Origin of the sequence: Pseudarthrobacter sp. P1, assembly GCF_050156935.1 — a bacterium.
In the GTDB taxonomy this organism is placed as follows: Bacteria; Actinomycetota; Actinomycetes; order Actinomycetales; family Micrococcaceae; genus Specibacter.
The window spans coordinates 599583-618873 of record NZ_CP189584.1 but is presented as its reverse complement, the minus strand read 5'-3'; the positions used below and the strand labels follow the sequence as shown (position 1 = coordinate 618873).

17 protein-coding genes and 1 pseudogene are annotated in these 19291 nt (G+C 66.8%); 10 read left to right on the top strand and 8 right to left on the bottom strand.

All coding sequences use genetic code 11. The features are described 5' to 3' along the window. Nucleotides 1-22 precede the first annotated feature (22 nt). The 7 genes from ACQCSX_RS02815 to ACQCSX_RS02785 all read left to right on the top strand — a co-directional run bounded on the left by ACQCSX_RS02815 (nucleotide 23) and on the right by ACQCSX_RS02785 (nucleotide 7844). A complete protein-coding gene (locus ACQCSX_RS02815; protein ID WP_427017565.1) occupies nucleotides 23-907 on the top strand; it encodes an AAA family ATPase in 885 nt (294 codons plus the stop codon). A gap of 3 nt (nucleotides 908-910) precedes the next feature. Beyond that, entirely contained in the window at nucleotides 911-2050 is a 1140-nt protein-coding gene (locus tag ACQCSX_RS02810) for a vWA domain-containing protein (RefSeq protein WP_427017564.1), read from the top strand. Then, nucleotides 2043-3209 carry an XdhC family protein gene (locus tag ACQCSX_RS02805; protein WP_427017563.1) on the top strand — a complete coding sequence of 389 codons (1167 nt, stop codon included), beginning with the start codon at nucleotides 2043-2045 and terminating at the stop codon, nucleotides 3207-3209. The genes ACQCSX_RS02810 and ACQCSX_RS02805 overlap by 8 nt, the downstream gene beginning before the upstream one ends. A 146-nt stretch (nucleotides 3210-3355) precedes the next feature. Beyond that, a complete protein-coding gene (locus ACQCSX_RS02800) occupies nucleotides 3356-3886 on the top strand; it encodes a (2Fe-2S)-binding protein (protein ID WP_427017562.1) in 531 nt (176 codons plus the stop codon). Beyond that, nucleotides 3883-6252 carry a xanthine dehydrogenase family protein molybdopterin-binding subunit gene (locus ACQCSX_RS02795; protein ID WP_427017561.1) on the top strand — a complete coding sequence of 790 codons (2370 nt, stop codon included), beginning with the start codon at nucleotides 3883-3885 and terminating at the stop codon, nucleotides 6250-6252. The genes ACQCSX_RS02800 and ACQCSX_RS02795 overlap by 4 nt, the downstream gene beginning before the upstream one ends. Then, entirely contained in the window at nucleotides 6249-7103 is an 855-nt protein-coding gene (locus ACQCSX_RS02790; protein WP_427017560.1) for an FAD binding domain-containing protein, read from the top strand. The genes ACQCSX_RS02795 and ACQCSX_RS02790 overlap by 4 nt, the downstream gene beginning before the upstream one ends. A gap of 21 nt (nucleotides 7104-7124) precedes the next feature. Then, entirely contained in the window at nucleotides 7125-7844 is a 720-nt protein-coding gene (locus ACQCSX_RS02785) for an SRPBCC family protein (RefSeq protein ID WP_427017559.1), read from the top strand. A gap of 78 nt (nucleotides 7845-7922) precedes the next feature. Here ACQCSX_RS02785 and ACQCSX_RS02780 read toward each other — a convergent pair whose 3' ends face one another. The 6 genes from ACQCSX_RS02780 to ACQCSX_RS02755 form a co-directional block, all read right to left on the bottom strand. Continuing rightward, a complete protein-coding gene (locus tag ACQCSX_RS02780; RefSeq protein ID WP_427017558.1) occupies nucleotides 7923-8789 on the bottom strand; it encodes a fumarylacetoacetate hydrolase family protein in 867 nt (288 codons plus the stop codon). 42 nt (nucleotides 8790-8831) lie between these two features. After that, nucleotides 8832-9563: a maleate cis-trans isomerase family protein gene (locus ACQCSX_RS02775; RefSeq protein WP_427017557.1), complete on the bottom strand. Its 732-nt coding sequence runs from the start codon at nucleotides 9561-9563 to the stop codon at nucleotides 8832-8834. Nucleotides 9564-9571: 8 nt separating this feature from the next. Then, nucleotides 9572-10999, bottom strand: a complete 1428-nt coding sequence (locus ACQCSX_RS02770; RefSeq protein ID WP_427017556.1) for an amidohydrolase family protein — start codon at nucleotides 10997-10999, stop codon at nucleotides 9572-9574. Between the two features lie 7 nt (nucleotides 11000-11006). Next, nucleotides 11007-11795: an aspartate/glutamate racemase family protein gene (locus ACQCSX_RS02765; protein ID WP_427017555.1), complete on the bottom strand. Its 789-nt coding sequence runs from the start codon at nucleotides 11793-11795 to the stop codon at nucleotides 11007-11009. Nucleotides 11796-11806: 11 nt separating this feature from the next. Continuing rightward, nucleotides 11807-12484 carry a GntR family transcriptional regulator gene (locus ACQCSX_RS02760; RefSeq protein WP_427017554.1) on the bottom strand — a complete coding sequence of 226 codons (678 nt, stop codon included), beginning with the start codon at nucleotides 12482-12484 and terminating at the stop codon, nucleotides 11807-11809. Nucleotides 12485-12561: 77 nt separating this feature from the next. Continuing rightward, entirely contained in the window at nucleotides 12562-13911 is a 1350-nt protein-coding gene (locus tag ACQCSX_RS02755; protein ID WP_427017553.1) for an MFS transporter, read from the bottom strand. Nucleotides 13912-14527: 616 nt separating this feature from the next. Between ACQCSX_RS02755 and ACQCSX_RS02750 the strand changes: the two genes are divergently transcribed. Beyond that, nucleotides 14528-15232 (top strand): GntR family transcriptional regulator, encoded by a 705-nt coding sequence (locus ACQCSX_RS02750; RefSeq protein WP_427017552.1) that lies wholly within the window; start codon nucleotides 14528-14530, stop codon nucleotides 15230-15232. Between the two features lie 14 nt (nucleotides 15233-15246). Here ACQCSX_RS02750 and ACQCSX_RS02745 read toward each other — a convergent pair whose 3' ends face one another. Then, nucleotides 15247-15996: an HAD family hydrolase gene (locus ACQCSX_RS02745; protein WP_427017551.1), complete on the bottom strand. Its 750-nt coding sequence runs from the start codon at nucleotides 15994-15996 to the stop codon at nucleotides 15247-15249. Between the two features lie 198 nt (nucleotides 15997-16194). On the opposite strand from ACQCSX_RS02745, the gene ACQCSX_RS02740 reads away from it, so the two are divergent. After that, nucleotides 16195-17070 carry an alkaline phosphatase family protein gene (locus tag ACQCSX_RS02740; protein WP_427017550.1) on the top strand — a complete coding sequence of 292 codons (876 nt, stop codon included), beginning with the start codon at nucleotides 16195-16197 and terminating at the stop codon, nucleotides 17068-17070. Here ACQCSX_RS02740 and ACQCSX_RS02735 read toward each other — a convergent pair. Continuing rightward, nucleotides 17017-17854, bottom strand: a pseudogene (locus ACQCSX_RS02735) (IS5 family transposase); the annotation flags it as partial. The gene ACQCSX_RS02740 and the pseudogene ACQCSX_RS02735 overlap by 54 nt on opposite strands. A gap of 117 nt (nucleotides 17855-17971) precedes the next feature. Here ACQCSX_RS02735 and ACQCSX_RS02730 point away from each other — a divergent pair. After that, nucleotides 17972-19264 carry an alkaline phosphatase family protein gene (locus ACQCSX_RS02730; RefSeq protein ID WP_427017549.1) on the top strand — a complete coding sequence of 431 codons (1293 nt, stop codon included), beginning with the start codon at nucleotides 17972-17974 and terminating at the stop codon, nucleotides 19262-19264. Nucleotides 19265-19291: the final 27 nt, after the last annotated feature.

The window sequence follows — 19291 nt, the reverse complement described above, 5'->3', positions numbered from 1 at the left end:
CCGGTGGCCCTATGCTGGTGCCATGACGCAGACGTCGATCAGCTCAGCCGCGGCGCTGGCCGAATTGCTGGCCTCCACCGGCTACCTCGCCGACGAGGGCCTGGCCACCATCGGCTACCTTGCCCTGAGCATGGAACGGCCGCTGCTGCTGGAGGGGGAACCCGGCACCGGCAAGACGTCCCTCGCCGAGTCCCTGGCACAGGTGTTCGGCCTGCCGCTGATCAGGTTGCAGTGCTACGAGGGAATCGATGCCACCCAGGCCCTGTACGACTGGGACTTCACCGCCCAGATCCTGCATCTGCGCAGCGTGGAGGCCGGCGGCGGCGCGGGGCTGAGCGTGGACGAGCTGGAGCGCTCGCTCTACGACAAGCGGTTCCTGCTGGCCCGGCCCATCCTCAAGGCGCTGCAGCAGAGCCCCGCCGTGCTGTTGATCGACGAAATCGACCGCGCCGATGACGAATTCGAGGCATTCCTGCTGGAGGTGCTCTCCACCTACCAGGTCTCCATCCCGGAGTTCGGCACGGTCAAGGCGGATACGCCGCCGATTGTGGTGCTCACCTCCAACCGGACCCGCGACCTGCACGATGCGCTCAAGCGGCGGTGCCTCTACCACTGGATAGACCACCCCGGATTGGCCCGCGAGGTGGAAATCGTGCGCACCCGGCTGCCCCAGGTGCCGGCCCTGCTGGCCGAACAGGTGGTGCGTGTGGTCCAGCAGATCCGGGCCACCGAAGACGTGCTCAAGCCTCCCGGCGTCGCCGAAACCCTGGACTGGGCCCGGGCGCTGCACCAGCTCGGCCGCACCGAGCTGGACCTGGCCTCGGCCGCGGCCAGCATCGGCGCGCTGTGCAAATACCGCGAAGACACCCAACGGGTCTCGGCGGCGCTGTCCCGGATGCTCGGCTGAACTGTGCCGCAGGCCCAGGACACGGCAGCACACACCGCCGAACCCCAGACGGAGCACAGCGCCGAGGAGATCCTCCTGGCCTTTGCCGCTGCGGTGCGCGCGGCCGGGGTGAAGGTGACAGCCGACCGGGCGCGCAGCTTTGTCGACGCCGTCTCCAGGCTGGCCCTGGACCGCCGCACGGATGTGTTCTGGGCCGGGCGGGGCACGCTGTGCGCCGCGCCGGAGGATTTGCCCACGTACCAGCGGACCTTTGAGGCCTGGTTCGCGGCGAAGCACTCCGCCGCCACACCCTTGGAGGCGTCCGCAACCGCCGTCAGCGCGGCCGCCCTGGACGACGACGGCGGCGGCCCGGACGGCGCCCGGAACCAACTCCGCGCGCTCGCCAGCCGCAGGGAGCGGTTGCGGCACCGGGACGTGGCCACCCTGGATGACGCCGAGCGTGCGCTGCTGGCGCGGATGTTCGAGGAGCTGCCCGTGCGCCTGCCCACCCGGGCAAGCCGGCGCAGGCGCCAGGACCGGCATGGCGACGTCGACCGGGTGCGGACCTTGCGCGACCAGCTGCGCCGCGGCGGCGAACCGGGGCCGCTGCGCCGTGCCCGGGCACCGCGCAAACGCCGCCGGGTGCTCTGGCTTATCGATGTCTCGGGCTCCATGGCACCCTATGCGGACTCCCTGCTGCGTCTGGCGCACCGGGTGGTGGCCGCCGCCCCGCACGAGGTGGAGGTCTTCACCCTGGGCACGCGGTTGACCCGGGTGACAGCGGCCCTGGGGCTGCCGGACACCGAAAACGCCCTGGCACTGGCCGGCCGCACCGTCCCCGATTGGTCCGGTGGAACCCGGCTCGGCGAAGTGTTGCGGGCGTTCAACGACCGCTGGGGCCAGCGTGTGGTGGCCCGCGGCGCCGTCGTGGTCATTGCCAGCGACGGCTGGGAGCGGGGCGACCCGGCGCTGCTGGGCCGCCAAACCGAACGCCTGCACCATCTGGCCCGGCGCGTCATCTGGGCCAACCCGCACCGGGGCAAGCCGGGCTACGAGCCCAGCCAGCAGGGAATCAAGGCAGTACTGCCGCACGTTGACTTCTTTATAGGGGGGCACTCAATGCAAAGCTTCGAGGAGTTGTTGGACGTGGTTGCCAATGCGTGAGGTCTTGGATGAACTGGCCGCCGCCATCACGGCCGGCCGCACGGTGGGGCTGGGAACGGTGGTGCGCACCTTCCGGTCCGCACCGCGGCCTGCCGGGGCGGCCATGATGGTGGACACCGACGGCCGCGTGGTCGGCTCGGTCTCCGGTGGCTGTGTGGAAGGCGCGCTCTACGAGCTGGCCACCGAAGTGGTCCAGGACGGCCGGCCGGTGCTCAAGCGGTACGGCATCAGCGATGACGCCGCGTACGAGGTGGGGCTGAGCTGTGGCGGGATCCTGGACATCTTTGTCGAGCCGGTCTCCACCGGGACCTTCCCGCAGCTGCCCGCCGTGGCCGCGGACGTCGCCGCCGGACGGCCGGTCGCGGTCGTTACCGTGATTGAACACCCGGATCCGGCCTGGCTGGGCCGCCACCTGGTGGTCCGCCCCGACGGTTTCGCCGGCTCGCTGGGCAGCGACCACGCCAACCATGCGGTCTGCGACGACGTCCAGGGCCTGCTGGCCGCCGGCCGCAACGCCACCCTCGGCTACGGCCCGGACGGGCAGCGGCGCGGCGAAGGGATGCGCGTGTTCACCGTCAGTTTCGCCCCGCAGCCGCGGATGCTGGTGTTCGGCGCGATCGACTTTGCCGCCGCCCTCGCCCAGCAGGGCAGTTTTCTGGGCTACCGGGTCACGGTCTGCGATGCGCGCCCCGTCTTCGCCACCACCGCACGTTTCCCGCGGGCGGCGGAGGTGGTGGCGCAATGGCCGCACCGCTACCTGCGGGAACAGATCGACGCCGGCCTGGTGGATGGCCGCACTGTCATCTGCGTGCTCACCCATGATCCAAAATTCGACGTCCCGCTGCTTGAGGTGGCGCTGCGCCATGATGTGGCCTATGTGGGGGCAATGGGATCCCGGCAGACCCACCACGACCGGCTGGAGCGGCTGCGCGAGACGGGTTTGACCGAGGCCGAGCTGGCCAGGCTCTCCAGCCCCATCGGCCTGGACCTCGGCTCGCGGACGCCCGAGGAGACTGCCGTCTCGATCGCCGCCGAAATCATCGCGCTGCACTGGGGTGGGGATGGCGGACGGTTGAGCGGCATGGACGCCCGGATCCACCACGAACCGATGACCGACGCCGGCCATGAGGATGCCGGATACGAACTTCGATCCCCCTGACCCGCAACCCTCCACCGTGGGGTAACGTGTGACACATCAAGCGTCCATCGACCTCCCCACCCGCTCTTCGCTTGGGCGGGGCCCCTCGGCCGCTGGACTGGGAGCCGGGCAGTCGTGCCCGTCCTCCAAGGCGAGAGGAGATCTCAATGGCGAGTTCCAAAACGATCACCGTCGAAGTCGATGATGTGAGCTATACCGACGACGTCGAGCCGCGGCTGCTGCTGGTCCAATACCTGCGCGAACGGCTGGGCAAAACCGGAACATTGATTGGCTGCGACACCACCAATTGCGGCGCCTGCACCGTCCATCTGGACGGCGTCAGCGTGAAATCCTGCACCATGTTCGCCGTCCAGGCCGACGGCCACCGCGTCACCACCATCGAGGGACTGGCCCGGGACGGCAAACTCGCCCCGCTGCAGCGCACCTTCCACGAATGCCATGCACTCCAATGCGGCTTCTGCACCCCGGGCATGATCATGCAGTCCGCCTCCCTGCTGGCGGAAAACCCGCATCCATCCGAGCAGGAAATCAGGGACGGGCTGGAGGGCAACCTCTGCCGGTGCACCGGCTACCAGAACATTGTGGCAGCGGTCCAAGCCGCTGCGGAGGGCACGCTGTCCCCGGAGGCCACAGTGTCCGCCGGCAGCGGCGAACCCGAAACGGCGGGTGTGTCATGACCACCGCCGAGGTCGGGCGGGCCCGGCTCCGCAAGGAAGATGCCCACCTGGTCACCGGGCGCTCCAGATTCACCGACAACATCACGCTCTCCGGCATGCTGCACCTGGCCATGGTGCGCAGCCCCTTCGCCCACGCGAAGATCACTGCCATCGACGCCGCCACGGCGAAGGCCTCCCCCGGCGTCGTCGCGGTCCTCACCGGGGCCGATGTGGCCGCGGAACAGGGCAGCCTGCCCAATGTCTGGCCGGTCACGGCGGACCAGAAGGCCCCCGCGCATCCTGCCATCGCCGTGGACGAGGTGGCCTTTGCCGGCGAGGTGGTGGCCTGCATCATCGCCCGCAGCGCCGCCGCCGCCCGCGACGCCGTCGAACTGGTGGACGTCAGCTATGAGGAACTGCCTGTCGTCCTGGATCTGGAGGAGGCGGCGAAGGATCTTGTGCTCGCCCACCCGGTCCTGGGCACCAACAAGTCGGCCACCTGGGTCTTCGACTCGGGAGAGGCGGGCACCGGCACGCCGATCGCCGAGGCGCTGGCGGGCGCCGAGATCCTCATTGAACGCACGTTCTACCAGCAACGGCTCATCCCGGCCTTTATGGAGCCCCGCTCCACAGTGGTGGACCCTACCGGTGAGCAGCTGACCGTATGGTCGGCCACCCAGGTGCCCCACATCCTGCGGCTCATGCTGGCGCTGACGCTGGGCATTCCGGAAAGCAAGCTGCGCGTGATCGCCCCCGACGTCGGCGGCGGCTTCGGCGGAAAGCTGCAGGTGACCCCCGAGGAGGCCATCACCGTGCTGGCCGCCCGGCACACCGGCAAGCCGTGCAAGTACACCGAGACCCGCAGCGAATCCCTGATGGCGGCCCACCACGGCCGGGCCCAGGTGCAGAAGCTGAAGCTCACCGCCACCCGGGACGGCATCGTCACCGGGCTGGACGTGCACCTGCTGGCAGACATGGGCGCCTACCTGGGCCTGGTCAGCTCCGGCATCCCGATCCTGGGCGCCTTCATGTACAACTCGATCTACAAGTTCCCGGCGTACCGGTTCGAGTGCACCAATGTGTTCACCAACAAGGCGTGGACCGACGCCTACCGCGGTGCGGGACGCCCGGAGGCCACCTTTGCCATCGAGCGGATGATGGACGAGCTCGCCGTCGAACTGGGCATGGACCCGCTTCAGCTGCGGGAAAAGAACTGGATCAAGCACGAGGAATTCCCCTTCACCACCGTCGCCGGGCTCGAATACGACAGCGGCAACTACGAGGCGGCCACGGCCAAGGCCGTGGAGCTCTTTGGCTACGACGCGCTCCGGGCCGAGCAGCTGCGGCGCCGTGAATCCAACGATCCGGTCCAGCTGGGCATCGGCATCTCCACCTTCACCGAAATGTGCGGCCTGGCCCCGTCCCGGGTGCTGGGCGCGCTCAAATACGCCGCCGGCGGCTGGGAGCACGCCCAGGTGCGGGTGCTGCCCACCGGAAACATCGAGGTGGTCACCGGCTCCTCCGCCCACGGCCAGGGCCACGAAACCGCGTGGAGCCAGCTCGTCGCGGACAGGCTGGGCGTCCCGTTCGAAAATGTCGAGGTGCTCCATGGGGACACCCAGATTTCCCAGCGCGGTATGGACACCTACGGCTCCCGGTCGCTGACCGTCGGCGGCATGGCGGTGCTCGCCGCGGCCGACAAGGTGATCGAGAAGGCCAAGGTGGTGGCCGCGCACATGATGGAGGCCAGCGAAGCCGACATCGAGTTCGCCGACGGCAAATTCACCGTCAAGGGCACCGACCAGTCCACGGCGCTCGGTGAGATCGCCTTCGCCACCTTCTCCGCGCACAACCTGCCGGACGGATTTGAGCCCAGCCTGGATTCGGATGCCACCTTCGACCCGGCGAACTTCTCCTTCCCGCACGGCACCCATCTGGCCGCCATCGAGGTGGACACCGAGACCGGGCAGGTCACCATCCGCAAGTACGTCTGCGTGGACGATATCGGGGTGGTGGTCAATCCGCTGATTGTGGAGGGCCAGGTCCACGGCGGCCTGGCGCAGGGAATCGCCCAGGCCCTCTACGAGGAGGCCGTGTACGACGACGCCGGCACGCTCGTCACGGGCTCGTTCGTGGACTACCTGGTGCCCAGCGCGCCGGATCTGCCGCACTACACCACGGCGCGAACCGAGACGCCATCGACCACCAACCAGCTCGGGGCCAAGGGGGTCGGTGAGGCGGGTACCATCGCCTCGACGCCCGCCATAGTCAACGGCGTGCTGGACGCGGTGCGGCACCTGGGCGTGAAGGACATCAGGATGCCCTGTACACCCGCGCGCGTGTGGGCCGCCCTTGAAGAAGCCAAGACGACCGGAGGTGTGCAATGATTCCGAGCGCATTCGACTATGCGGCGCCGGCGACCGTGGCCGAGGCGCTGGGCCTGCTGGCCGCGGCCGGCGACGACGTGAAACTCCTTGCCGGGGGGCAAAGCCTGATCCCGGTGATGAAACTGCGCTTGGCCGACCCGGCGATGGTGATCGACCTGGGCCGGATCGGCGAGCTGTCGGGGGTGGTCGACGACGGCGATGCCCTGCTGATCGGCGCCATGACGCCGCACCACCGGATCGCCACCGACCCGCTGGTTTCCGCGCATGTGCCGCTGCTGGCCCTGGCCACGGCAACGGTGGCCGACCCCCAGGTCCGGCACCGCGGCACCTTCGGCGGCGCCCTCGTCCATGCCGACCCGGCGGGCGACCTGCCCGCGCCGGTGCTGGCGGCGGACGCGACGTTCATTCTGGCCGGACCGGGCGGGGAACGCCGTGTGGCGGCCGCGGACTTCTTCCAGGGCTACTTCACCACCGCCGTCGCCGAGGGCGAGATCCTCACCCACATCCGTGTGCCAAAGTACACCGGTTGGGGTGCCCACTACGAGAAGTTCACCCGGGTGTCCCAGCAATGGTCCATCGTCGGGGTGGCGGCGATGGTCAAGGTGGAGGGTGGCACCATCACCGAGGCCCGGATCGGGCTGACCAACATGGCCAGCACACCCCTGCGTGCCACCGCCGTCGAGCAGGCACTCGCGGGTGCCCCGCTGACCCGGGAGGCGATCGCCGCCGCCTGCGTCCACGCTGCCGAGGGGACCGATCCTGCCAGCGACCTCAATGGAGACGCGGCCTACCGGCGCCACCTGGCAGTGGTGCTGGCCAAACGGGCGGTCATCGCGGCCGCCGGGATCTAGCGGACGCGGCGAGGGGAAGACGTGGAACTCAAACATCACTTCGTGGTTCCCAGTTCGCTGGAAGACACGTGGCATGCCTTCAACCAATTGGAGGACATCGCCCCCTGCTTCCCGGGCGCAACACTGACATCCGTGGACGGCGACCGGTTCACCGGAACCGTAAAGGTCAAACTCGGTCCCATCGCCATGATGTACACCGGCACCGGTGAATTCCTGGAACGCAACGAGGACTCGCACACCGTGGTCATCTCGGCCAACGGGAAGGACAACCGCGGCAACGGCACCGCCGGTGCCACTGTCACGGCGGTGCTGGCGCCCGACGGCGACAGCACCGCCGTGGACGTGACCACGGACATGAACGTCACCGGCAAGCCGGCCCAATTCGGCCGGGGCGTCATCCAGGACATCTCGGACAAGCTGCTGGCCCAATTCGTCCAGTGCGTGATCGGAAAGGTTGGCGGCGGGGCGGCGGAGCCCGACGCAACCACGGCAGCGCCCGCCGGAGCTGCCGTGGCAGACCCCGCCGGGTCCGGCGCCACCGATCCGGAGGGGCCCGAACCGGGTGAACCCGCCGCACCCGCCTCGGCGGCGCCCGTGCCCACTACACCAACCGCACCGGCGGCCGAATTGGACCTGGGATCGGCCGTATGGCCGGTGCTGCTGCGCCGCTTTGGCCCCGCCGTGCTCGGCGCCATCTCGGTGCTTGCCCTTCTCGTCTGGCTCACCCGCCGGCGGCGCTAGGCCCGGCTGCCGCCGTGGTGCTGATTGCGACCGGATCCGAGCCGCCCCTGGCCGACGCACCGGACAGGGGCGGCGGACTCAGAGCATTGCGGCATGCGCGCCGGAGGCAACCAGCGTCTGTTGCTGCCGGCCCAGGACGCCGCCGGACAGCTCCAGCGAGTCTCCGGCCAACAGGTACGGGAAGCGCCCGGACAGTGCGACGCCGTGCGGGGTGCCCGTGTTGATGAGGTCTCCCGGCTCCAGCACCATGTACTGCGAGAGCCGGTAGATCAGCTCCGCGACACCAAAGACCATGTCCGCGGTGGAACTGTCCTGCCTCGCTGCGCCGTTCACCCAGGACTGCAGCCGCACGTTTCCCGGATCGGGGAGGGCAGCGGCCGGAACCAGCCACGGCCCCACCGGGTTGAATGTCTCGCAGGATTTCCCCAGGGTCCACTGCGTGCCCGAATGCTCCAGTTGGAAATCCCGTTCGGAGACGTCGTTGCACAGCACATAGCCGGCAATATATGCACCGGCCTCCTGTGGGGACCGCAAGTAGCTGCACCGTTTGGCCATGACCACGCCAAGCTCCACTTCCCAGTCCACCTTCCGCGCGCCGGGCGGGAGAACGACGTCGTCGTTGGGCCCCACCACAGTGTTCGGGTGTTTGAAGAAGATGATGGGCCGCTCCGGGAGCGGGCTGCCCGATTCGGCGGCGTGTGCCGCATAGTTGAGCCCCACACCGATCACCGCCCCGGGCCGGGCGATGGGTGGACCAATCCGTTTCCCCGCCAGGTCATAGCGTTCAAGGCCGGCCAGCGGCAGGTCACCGAGCCGTTGGGCCCAGCTGTCCAGGAAGGCCCCATCGACGTCGGCGGTGACCGGCCGCAGGTCGTAACCGGTCCCGCCGTCGTCCACCAACACCGGAACCTCGGCGCCCGCCGGGCCCACACGCATCAACCGCATCGAGCCACCCCCGCCAGTGCCCTTGCTGCGGAAGACGGCACGCTAGGCCTCCACAAGGAGCCGGCCCCATGTGGGGGAAAGCAAGGGTGCGCCGGCAAGCTTCAGGCAGTGCCACAGTGTGACGGCCACCGAATCCAGCACCGGAACATCCGTCCGCTCCTCGATTTCGGCGGCCATATTGGCGCCGTACAGGTTGGTGCAGAGGTAGACGACGGCGTCGGGCCTGGCCGCCGCCAGCTCCAGGGAACCCGGCCGCATGTCATCGCATGCCACGCGGGCGAAGGATTCGTTGTCGCTCAGGCCCAGGGCCAGATCATCAACGGTGGTGATGCCATGGCTGGCGTAAGCGTCAATGATCGCCCGGTTCACGTCCGCCGTGTAGGGGGTGAACAGGCCGATGCGTTCGGTGCCGAAGGAGGCGAAGGCATCCAGGTAGGCCAGTGTCGAGGTGGTGGCCGGAATTCCGGTGGCGCCATGGATCTGGGCCACCAACTCGCGGTCATGCTCCACACCGAGCCAGGAGCCCGACGTCCCGTTCCAGGCAATGACGTCGACGCCGGAGGTGGCCAACAGGCGGGCAGCGTCGCGCATCACCTCGGCGTCGAACTGTTTGTCCGAGGAGTCGTCGAGGGCAATCCTGGTGACGGGGATGCGGGTGAAGTGGATGGTGACATCCTCGCGGTCACCGAGGATGCGGTAGCTTTGCGGCTCGAGGCAGGTGTTGGAGGACGGCACAATCATGCCGATGCGGGTGGTGCGGAGTGCGGCGGGCATGTGTGCTCCTAAGCGTGGGAGAAGACGGCACTGTCTTCGAGAGTGTCTTGGTGGCTGTGGAAGCCATGGCGGGCAACAAAGCGTCCAACGGGGCCGGGGTCGTGGAAGTCCCCATTGCTGACCACCACACGGCCGGCGGAAACCACCACGGCCGGCCACCCGGACAGTGTGTGCCCATCGAACGGTGAGAAGTCGGTCCCCATATGCAGGCGTTCGCCGGCCACGGTGCGTTCCTCTGCCGGATCAAAGACCACCAGGTCCGCGTCGTAGCCTTCGGCAATGACGCCCTTGCCGGGAACGGCGTTGATCCTGGCGGGGCCGGCGGCGAAGACCTCCACGAAGTCCTCCACCCGGCTGCCGGGCCGCTCCATCATGGCCGTGAAGGTGACGGGCATCCGTGTTTCCACGCCCGGGAGGCCGTGCGGCATGGCGCGGACATCGTCCGTGCGCTCGAGTTTCTGCGACAGGTCGTAGCAGGAGTGGTCCGAGGCAACGGTGTGGATGGCACCGGCGACCAGGCGGTCCCGCAGGGCGGCAACCGTGCGGGCACTGCGCATCGGCGGGCAGCAGGCGAACCACTCGGGGAAGCGGGAACCATACACACCCTCGTCCAGGGTGACGTAGTGCGGGCAGGTCTCGGAGAACGCCTCAAGTCCACGGTGGCGCGCATCAGTGACAAGATCGACGGCGCCCGGCGTCGTTTGGTGGACAAAATAGACCGGTGCGCCGGTGTACTCGGCCATTGCCAGCACTTCCTTGACGGAGATTTCCTCGGCCAGTTCGGGGCGGGTCCGGTGCAGGTGTTCGATGCCGATGGTGCCCGCCGCGGCGTGCTGTTCGGTGCAGTCGACGATGATCGGATCGTGTTCGGCATGGATGTAGGTCAACCCGTCCAGGCGCACCATCTCGCGCATGACCTTCAGGAGGGTGTCGCCGTCCGCCATGGTACTGCCGCGGTTGGTGGTGTACATCTTCACCGAGCGCACACCCTCGGCGGCCAGCTGCTCCAGCTGCCACGGAACGGTTTCGTCCCAGGCAACCACAGAGCCGTGCAGGGCCACGTCGCAGCGGGACGCCGTGGCGAGTTCCTTCTTGTTGCGGACGGCCTCGAGCGGGGTTTCGGTGGCATCGCGCGGAATGCCGAAGTCAAGAATGGTGGTGGTGCCGCCCCACAGGGCTGCCGTCGACGTCGTTGCGTAGTCATCCACGGTGGCGTACCGGCCGGTGACCTGGGCGACGTGGCAGTGCCCATCCACGCCGCCGGGAATGACCAGCCGCCCCGTGGCGTCAATGGTGCGCAACGCATCCGGGATGGGCTGCGCTGCATCCACCAGCGCCTCGATCTTTCCCGAGCGCACGACAATGTGCGCCTGGCGCCGGCCCGCAGCGTTGACAATGGTCCCGTTCGCGATCACGAGCTCTGGTTTGTTGGACATTTTGTTCCTAACGTGCTGCGGCAGCTGCCTGCGCCGACTGCATGTCGGCCAGGGCTGCATCGAGGGATGGAGAGAGGCCCTTGCGGCCCTTGAGGGGCGGCGGCGCAAACGAGCCGGCCCGGTGCGGGCCGGACGCCAGCGCCACCACCGCCTCGGTCATGCGGATGCCGGCCGAGATGCCGTCCACGACGGGAACGGGGATTTGCCCCGCCAGATCCCGGGCAAGCCCCGCCAGCGGCGCACCGGCGAGAATGACGACGTCGGCGCCGTCCTCCGCCACTGCCTGCCGGCTCAGCGCCAGCAGGGTGTCCTTGAAATCCGATTGCACCGAGCCGATGCCATTGAGGGCCTCGTTGATGGACCGGATGGAGACCAGCCGGCCGGCGAGGCCGAACCTGTCCACGCAGTCCTGGTACCACGCCTTGATGCGGTCCGAGATGGCGATAATGGCGAAGCGCTGGCCTTGCAGGGCCGCGGCGCACAGGGCGGCTTCGGTGATCCCGATGACGGGGATGTCCGCCAGCTCCTTGAGCGCCGGCATGCCGGGATCGCCGAAGGCGGCCACCACAACGCCGTCCACCCGTCTGGACGACGGACCGCCACAGTGCTCGGCGATGATCTCGGCCACCGCCCCGGCGGCAATCAGGGACTCGAACCGGGTCTCGATGTATTCGACGCCGTGTCCGGCCGTCCTGACCACAAGCTCGGTGCCAGGGGCGGCCGAACGCCGGGCTTCGGCCTCGATGAGGGCAGTGACGTCCTCGCTGATGTTGGGGTTGATGACAAGCAGTTTCATGGTTTCTTCCGTTACAAGGCAAGCTGGGACAGTTCCGACGGCGCAATGTCCGTCGGGAACTGTTCACGGTATTTGTCGATGTGGGAGGCGGATTGGGCGGCCGCCCGTTCGGGATCGCCGCTGGCGATAGCCAGGTAGAGGGCACGGTGTTCCTGCAGCAGTTCGGGCAAATCGTTGGCATGCCGGAACAGCCAGTGCATCCGCCCCTGCAGAGGTTCCAGGGCCGAGCGCAGAAAGTCGTTGTCCGCGATCCGGGTGATCGCGTCATGGAACTCGCTGTTGGCCCGATGTGCCTCCAGCAGTGACCCTTTGGCGAGGAACACGTCCGCGGCCCCCAGCAGGTCTTCAAGCATCGCCAGGTCCTCCGCGCTCGCCCGGGCCGCGGCCAGGCGGCAGGCCAGGACCTCCAGTGAGTTGCGGACGTCGAAGAGGTCAGCAACGTCCTTGGCGCTGAGCGCGCTGACCTCCGCGCCCCTGCCGCCGCGGTCGCTGATGATTCCTTCCTGGCGCAACATCCGCAAGGCTTCGCGAACGGGAAGCCGGGAGACATGGAATTCGGCGGCGAGGTCGCGCTCCACCAACCTGGTCCCGGGAGCATAGTGGCCCTCAAAAATCCTTCCACGGATGGTGTCGCGGACAGTTTCGCGCAGGGGGCGGTCCTTGTCGTGGGTTGCGTCTGGATTGCGCATGATTGCTCCATTCGGATTCTTGGTGGCGGTCGATGCTCCCGGGATGGTTCGGGATGGCACCATTGGGTTACAGGTGGCTAAACGGGCAGTCGCTTGTTGTAGTCCAGGACCAGCACCGAGACGCCCATGATGACTGCGGCGCCGACGAAATACAGCAGGGCCCACGTGTAGGAACCCGTAGCACCAACGATCAGTCCCACAACGATCGGGGTGACAAAGCCGGAGATGTTGCCGCTGAGGTTCATGGCACCGCCCAGGACGCCGGCGTTAGTCCGGCCGCCGAGGATCGACGGGATGCTCCAGAAGAGGCCCACCCAGCGGAGGAAGAACATGACCACGGACAGCAGGACCACGGCCGTCGTCGAGTCCGCCACGATGGTGACGCCCACCAGGCCGGCAACCACCACTGCACTGGAAAGGCCCAGCAGGGTGCGCATCACCCGGTTGGCCGATGCGCCTGACTCGCGCCATTTGTCGGCGATGGTGCCGCCAAGGATTTCGCCCACGAAGCCGGCACCGAAGATCACGAAGGTGGACCAGCCGATCGTATTCAGGTTGAAATGCTTCGCCTGAGCCAGGTACAGCGGGCCCCAGGTCAGCAGGCCGTAGAACACGCCGTTGAAGCCGAGCCACCCGAGGCACATGGCCCAGAAGGAGCGGAACTTGAGGTACGGGAGGAGGGCACGCTTGCCCTTGCTGCCGGCCCGTTCGGCGGCCGCGTCTTCCTCGGCGTGGGAGGCTTCGATGTACTCCGCCTCGGCGTCATTGACGGCACGGTGCTGGCGGGGGTTGTCGCGGACATACCACCAGACGGCCAGGCCCATGAGGACCGTGGCTGCTCCGGCGATGATGAACGAGTACCTCCAGCTGCCGGTGGTGGCGATGAGCCAAGTGATCAGGATGCCGCCGATTCCCGCACCCAACGGGGCGCCGGCGTCGAGGATGGTGGCACCGCGGCCACGTTCCTTCTTGTGCATCCAAATGGCGTTGAGCTTGCCGCCGGCGGGCATGACGCCGGCCTCGGTAACGCCGATGCCCAGGCGGGCGATGAACATGGTCAGGAAGCCTCCGGCCAGGCCGGAGACAGCTGTCGCGGCGCCCCAACCGAAGCACGACGCCGTGATGATCTTCCGGGGGCCGAACTTGTCGATCAGCAGGCCGAGGGGAATCTGCATCAGGGCGTAGGTCCAGAAGAAGGCCGACAGCAGGAGCCCGACGAGCTCCGGCGGCAGGTTGAAATCCTTTTGGATGATGGGCAGCGCCACAGAGATGGAGCCACGGTCAATGTAGTTGACGGCGACGAGGATCAAGAGCAGAACGAAGAGTTTCCAGCGGACGTTGGTGCGACGTTGCACTCCGTCCTTGCCGGGCTTGGCGTCTTGGATGGTGCTTGCGGGTGCAACCGATTCAGTACTTGGGAGAGACATAGCTGCTCCTTTACATGGAGGGTGGGGGCTGGGGTGTGGACTGCCAGGAACCACAGCCGTCGAAATCTGGGCCCTTTGGACGGCTGGCCGGGGTGGTGCGGATGGTCTTGCAGCAGGAGGGTCAAAAAGTTTGGTTTGGGATCCCACGTTGGGATCCCAAAATCCAATTTAGGAGTGTTCCGCGCCACAGTCAATGGTGTGGTTGGGCTGAAACTAGAGCCCAACGGTCCGTGTTTGGTATACAAACAACCAACTTTCGGGTGCGGACGAGGGCCACCGGCCGGACGAAACCGAGGCTAGGGCCGTCTAGGACATTTCCCCGCAGGGATGCAGCGGCCGCTGAATGTCGGTCCGCACCACACGTATTTATTGCCCGGCCCGAAAGTACGCCTAGGATCAAGGAAGACCTGTTGTCCAACTGAGGATCCCCGTCATCGACGCCGCAGAAAAGCCCCACCCCTCCCCTCCGAGCCATCCGGCGGACCTGCGCCCGGGCGCAGTGGCGGGGAGCGCGGAAACGCCTGGCGCGGAATCACTTCAGGATGAGATGGTGCGGCGCGCTCGCGAACTGTCCTTTCCGGCCCATCAAACCGCCCATAGCGTGATCAGGAGCTGGTTGTCGGACTTGATCGTTGGGGGCATCTTGCCCAAGGGGACCAGGCTCCCCTCCGAGCGCGTGTTCAGCGAGGCCCTGGGTGTCAGCCGCATGACGTTTCGCCAGGCCATCGATGGCGTGCAGTCGTCCGGTTACATTGAGCGGGTGGTTGGCCGCGCCGGCGGGTCCTTTGTGACCCATCAAAGGCCAACAGTGGACATCTCCAATTTGGTGGGGCTCAGCCGGCAACTGCTGAAGACGGCCGGTTCGGCAACGTCCGAGGTGCTGGCAGCCGAGACTCTGGTTGCGCCCGAGCGCGTGGCGGCGGCTTTGGAGCTTGGATCCGGCGCCCACGTGCACCGGATCCAGCGCATCCGCTTCGCTGACGGAGTGCCTGTAGTGCTCGAAAACTCATTCTTTCCCCGCGACCTCTTCCCCAGCTTCCTGGAGCACGACCTGGCCGGGTCCCTGTACCAGGCCATGGACAGCGGGTACGGAAAAGCGCCCAGCAGCGCGGAAGAGGAACTTCGTCCGTCGTTGGTGGCGGCGGAGGACGCAATCTACCTCGGCATCCGGCCGGAGACACCGGTACTCGGCATCATCCGCACAGCCAGATGCGGGGACGGGGCCGCCGTCGAATATTCAGAAGATGTGTTCCGCACCGACCGGATGCGCATTGTCGTCTCGGGGACCTTGTCGCCGGAACGGCATCGATCAGGGGCATAGCCCTCGAACCGCGATCACAGGGCCGCACCCGGCCGGAGCGGCATGGACATGCACCCGGGCGCAAGCCGGTCCACCACCACTGCCGCAAGCGGCAAAATGCTCTCTCGCGCCACCAGCCCATTGACAGCCACGGGCACCATGCCAGCGGCGGATACAGCGTGCAGGCCCGGTATTGAGTCTTCGAAAACCACCACGCGGTTGGTATCGGCCAGCCCCAGTGCGCGTGCTCCCTTGAGGAGCCCTTCGGGATCAGGTTTGCCGGCCGTGACGTCTTCCTGTGAGATGACGACGCCAAACATCGCAAGCAACCCGGACCGCTCCAAGGCAGGCAGGACGGTGGCCCGGCCTGCGCCGGTGACGATGCCGAGGCGGAGGCCTTCATGATGGAGTGCAAATATCAGATCGCGGGTGTCCGAAGAGATCGGGCTGTGCCGGGAAATTTCCTCGTTGTAGCGCGCATCCAGCAGACGCAGGAATCCTTTCACCGGCACTGCCAAGCTCCCCGCCAAGGCCATGATTGCTTCACTGATTTCCAGGTCGCTGCGTCCGTGCAGCTCCGATCGATATTGTTCCTTGGTCAACGTCAGCCCACATTCTCCGGCTGCCAATTCGATGAAGAGCTGCTCGAGAATCCCTTCGTCATCGGACAAGGTCCCGTTAAAGTCGAACAGCACACCGCTGGCTTCCGGCAGTGTGCCAACTGCTGAGATCAGGTGGCCAAACTCTGCGTTTATTCCAGCAGTCGTTGCCGGTACGGATGTCATGAAATTTCCTTCGATAGCTGGGCTGCTTGCTTAAAAGCATGCACCTGGCCAGGGGCACTTTCGCCAACTTTTTAATGGTCTAGACCTTTATTCATGCTGCGTTCATGATTAGTACCCCGCCAGTCAACCGGGGACCCGCACGCTGAACAGGTGGGGGGCACCATAGATCTGCCATCATAAGGAAGCTAGGAATATTTCATGGTTACAGTGAACCGCCGGCAATTGCTCGGAGGAGTGGCAGCTGCCGCTGCCTCAATGATGCTGCCCGCTTCAATCGGCAACGCCCTTGCCGCAGAACCGGACGTCCGCACCGGAACCATCGATGATGTGGACCATGTGGTCATTCTGATGCAGGAGAACCGGTCGTTCGACCACTATTTCGGCACGATGCGTGGTGTCCGCGGCTTCGGCGATCCGCGTCCGTGGATCCTGCCCAACGGCGACGACGTGTGGCACCAGCCGCCCGCCACCACGCAGACCTCCCGGTACCACGCCCGCGGGTTGCCCGCCGATGCAAAGCACGTCCTGCCGTTCTACCTTGATTCGGCCCGGACGTCCGAGAACATCGCCGGCACCGACCATGGTTGGAGCAGCGGCCATCTGGCATGGAACGAGGGCCGCTGGGACCAGTGGGTGAACCAAAAGCAGGATGTCCTGACGATGGCCTACCTGTCCGAGAAGGAAAACAGCTTCCACCGCGCCCTGGCGGAATCATTCACCGTGTGCGACGCATATTTTGCGTCGGTCCACGCAGATACCGCGCCGAACCGCATCGCCTTGTGGACGGGCACCATCGACCCGCAAAACCGGATGGGTTCGGCCAAGAACGGTCCGGGGTTGGGAGAGCGCAACGTCACCAACGGCTACACCTGGACCACCTATGCCGAGCGGCTGCAGCAGCAGGGCATCAACTGGCGTGTCTACCAAGGCGGCACCGGCGTTCCCGGCCAGCCGACGGACAACTACACCGACAACTCCCTCGAATTCTTCGCCAACTTCCAAACGGCCCAGGGTGCTAGGCGTGTCTCCCAATGCGGCGCTCCAGATGACGACGGCGTGCAGGACGGCCGCTGAGCGGTAGGTGAGGGCCAGTTTGTCGTAGCGGGTGGCCAGGGACCGCCATTGCTTGAGGGTGTTGAAGCTGCGCTCGACCACATTGCGCCGTTTGTAGGCGTCCCTGTCGTATCTGACGGGGCGTCCCCCGGCGGAGCCCTTGCGTTTCCGGTTGGCCTTCTGGTCGTCCTTTTCCGGGATAACGCACTCGATGCCCCGCCCGCGCAGGTACGCCCGGATTGCTTTGGAGGAATAGGCCTTGTCGGCCATGGCCCGGTCCGGGCGGGTGCGGGCCCGGCCGGGACCGGGCCTTTCTACCTTCAGGGCCTCCATGAGGTTCTCAAACATCGGCGAGTCCCCGCCCTGGCCCGGCCCCAGCAGCAGGACCAGGGGACGCATGTTGCCATCCACCAGGGCGTGGATCTTGGTGGTCAGCCCGCCGCGGGACCGGCCGATGGCATGGTCCTCAGGCTCGTCGAGCAGATTCCTGTAATTCGACAGGTCCCCCTGTGTGGCGGGGCAGGTTCGTGCCGTGCTGGTGGGCACGGTTGACCGTGGAGTCGATCGAGACCTCCCAGTTGATCAGCCCGGCCGTGTCCGCGCGGGTCAGCAACGCCGCCAGGACCTTGTCCCAGGTCCCGTTGGCGGCGTTGCGGCGGTGGTGCTTCCACACGGTCTTCCACGACCCGAAATAGGCAGGGAGATCACGCCATGGGATCCCTGCCCGGTAGCGGTAGATGATGCCCTCGGTCATCAGCCGGTGGTCGTTGAAGGGTCGGCCCGGTTTCCCCGACGAATCGGGCATCAACGGGGCAATGGACTCCCACTGGGCATCGGACAACACGGAATAGCGAGAAGGCACCCATCAATCATGCCAAACCGCAAAACCACTGATTAGGAGACACACCCTAGCGGGCCGCTGGTGGACAACGGCGCGTCCACACACACCCTTGCGGAATTGAAGCAGCACGTGCTCGACGGAACGCTGCCCGCCGTCTCGTGGATCGTCTCGCCCTACAAGTACAGCGAGCACCCCTCGGCGTCGCCCACGGATGGCGCCTACTACATCGACACAGTGCTCGACGCGCTCACCGCGGATCCCAAGGTGTGGGCCAAGACCGCACTGATCCTCAACTACGACGAGAACGACGGGTTCTTCGACCACGTGGTGCCGCCAATGCCTCCCGTGAAGAACCGCCCCGGAACGGACGGATTGGTGTCCGCATCGCTGTCGGCAAGCCTGGCCGATGAAATCCTCGACCTTGACCTGCACCCCGGCGAAGCCCACCCCCTGGTGCCCGGTGCCGATCCACTCGGAAAGCAGCCCATCGGCCTCGGGCCCAGGGTCCCGCTGGTGGTTGTCTCGCCCTGGAGCAAGGGTGGTTGGGTCTGCTCGGAGGTGTTCGACCACACCTCCGTGATCCGGTTCCTGGAAAAGCGTTTCCGCGTGCCCGAGCCCAACATCAGCGACTGGCGCCGTTCGGTCTGCGGGGACCTGACATCGGCCTTTGACTTCTCTCGGGCGCAGACCGGTTTCACGGCCATGGCCCCGCCGGCTCCCATCCATGGGCTGGGCCAGCCGTTCTCGGTCCAGGATCCGCAGGCCATGCCGCAGCAGGATCCCGGAGTCCGGCCCGCCCGCCCGCTGCCGTACCAGTTCGGCGTCGAGCTCGCTCGCCTCAGCGGCACCGAGTTGCGTTTGGACTTTGCCAACCGGGGCCGGGCCGGCGCACACTTCCTGGTCCGCAATGGACGCGCTCCGCTTGATGCGCCGCGCCGCTACCAGGTGGCCCAGGCTGACACGGTCAGCGATTCGTGGACCAACGACGCGTCCTACGATTTGGGCGTGTGGGGTGCCAACGGCTACCTCGCCGAATTCAAGGGCACACTCTCGGATCCGGACGAGCTGCAGGCCAGGATCGACGACGGCGGCAATGGCGGTACCGTGGAGCTGGTGCTGGCCAATTCCGGAAACCGTCCCCGGAAGGTCAAGATTTCCAACGCCTACGACAATGGCAAAGCGCGCAAGGTGACAGTCCCGCCCAGGAAGACGGTTACCCGGGAAATCGACCTTGAAGGCAGCCACGGCTGGTACGACGTGAGCGTGGCCGACGACGACGCCCCGGCCTACCTGCGCCGGTTTGCCGGCCACCACGAAAACGGCGGTCCCAGCTACAGCGACCCGGCTGCAGGCGGTCCGCTCAACCGTTCCTAGAAACTCGGCCGGAGATGGCGCCCGGGC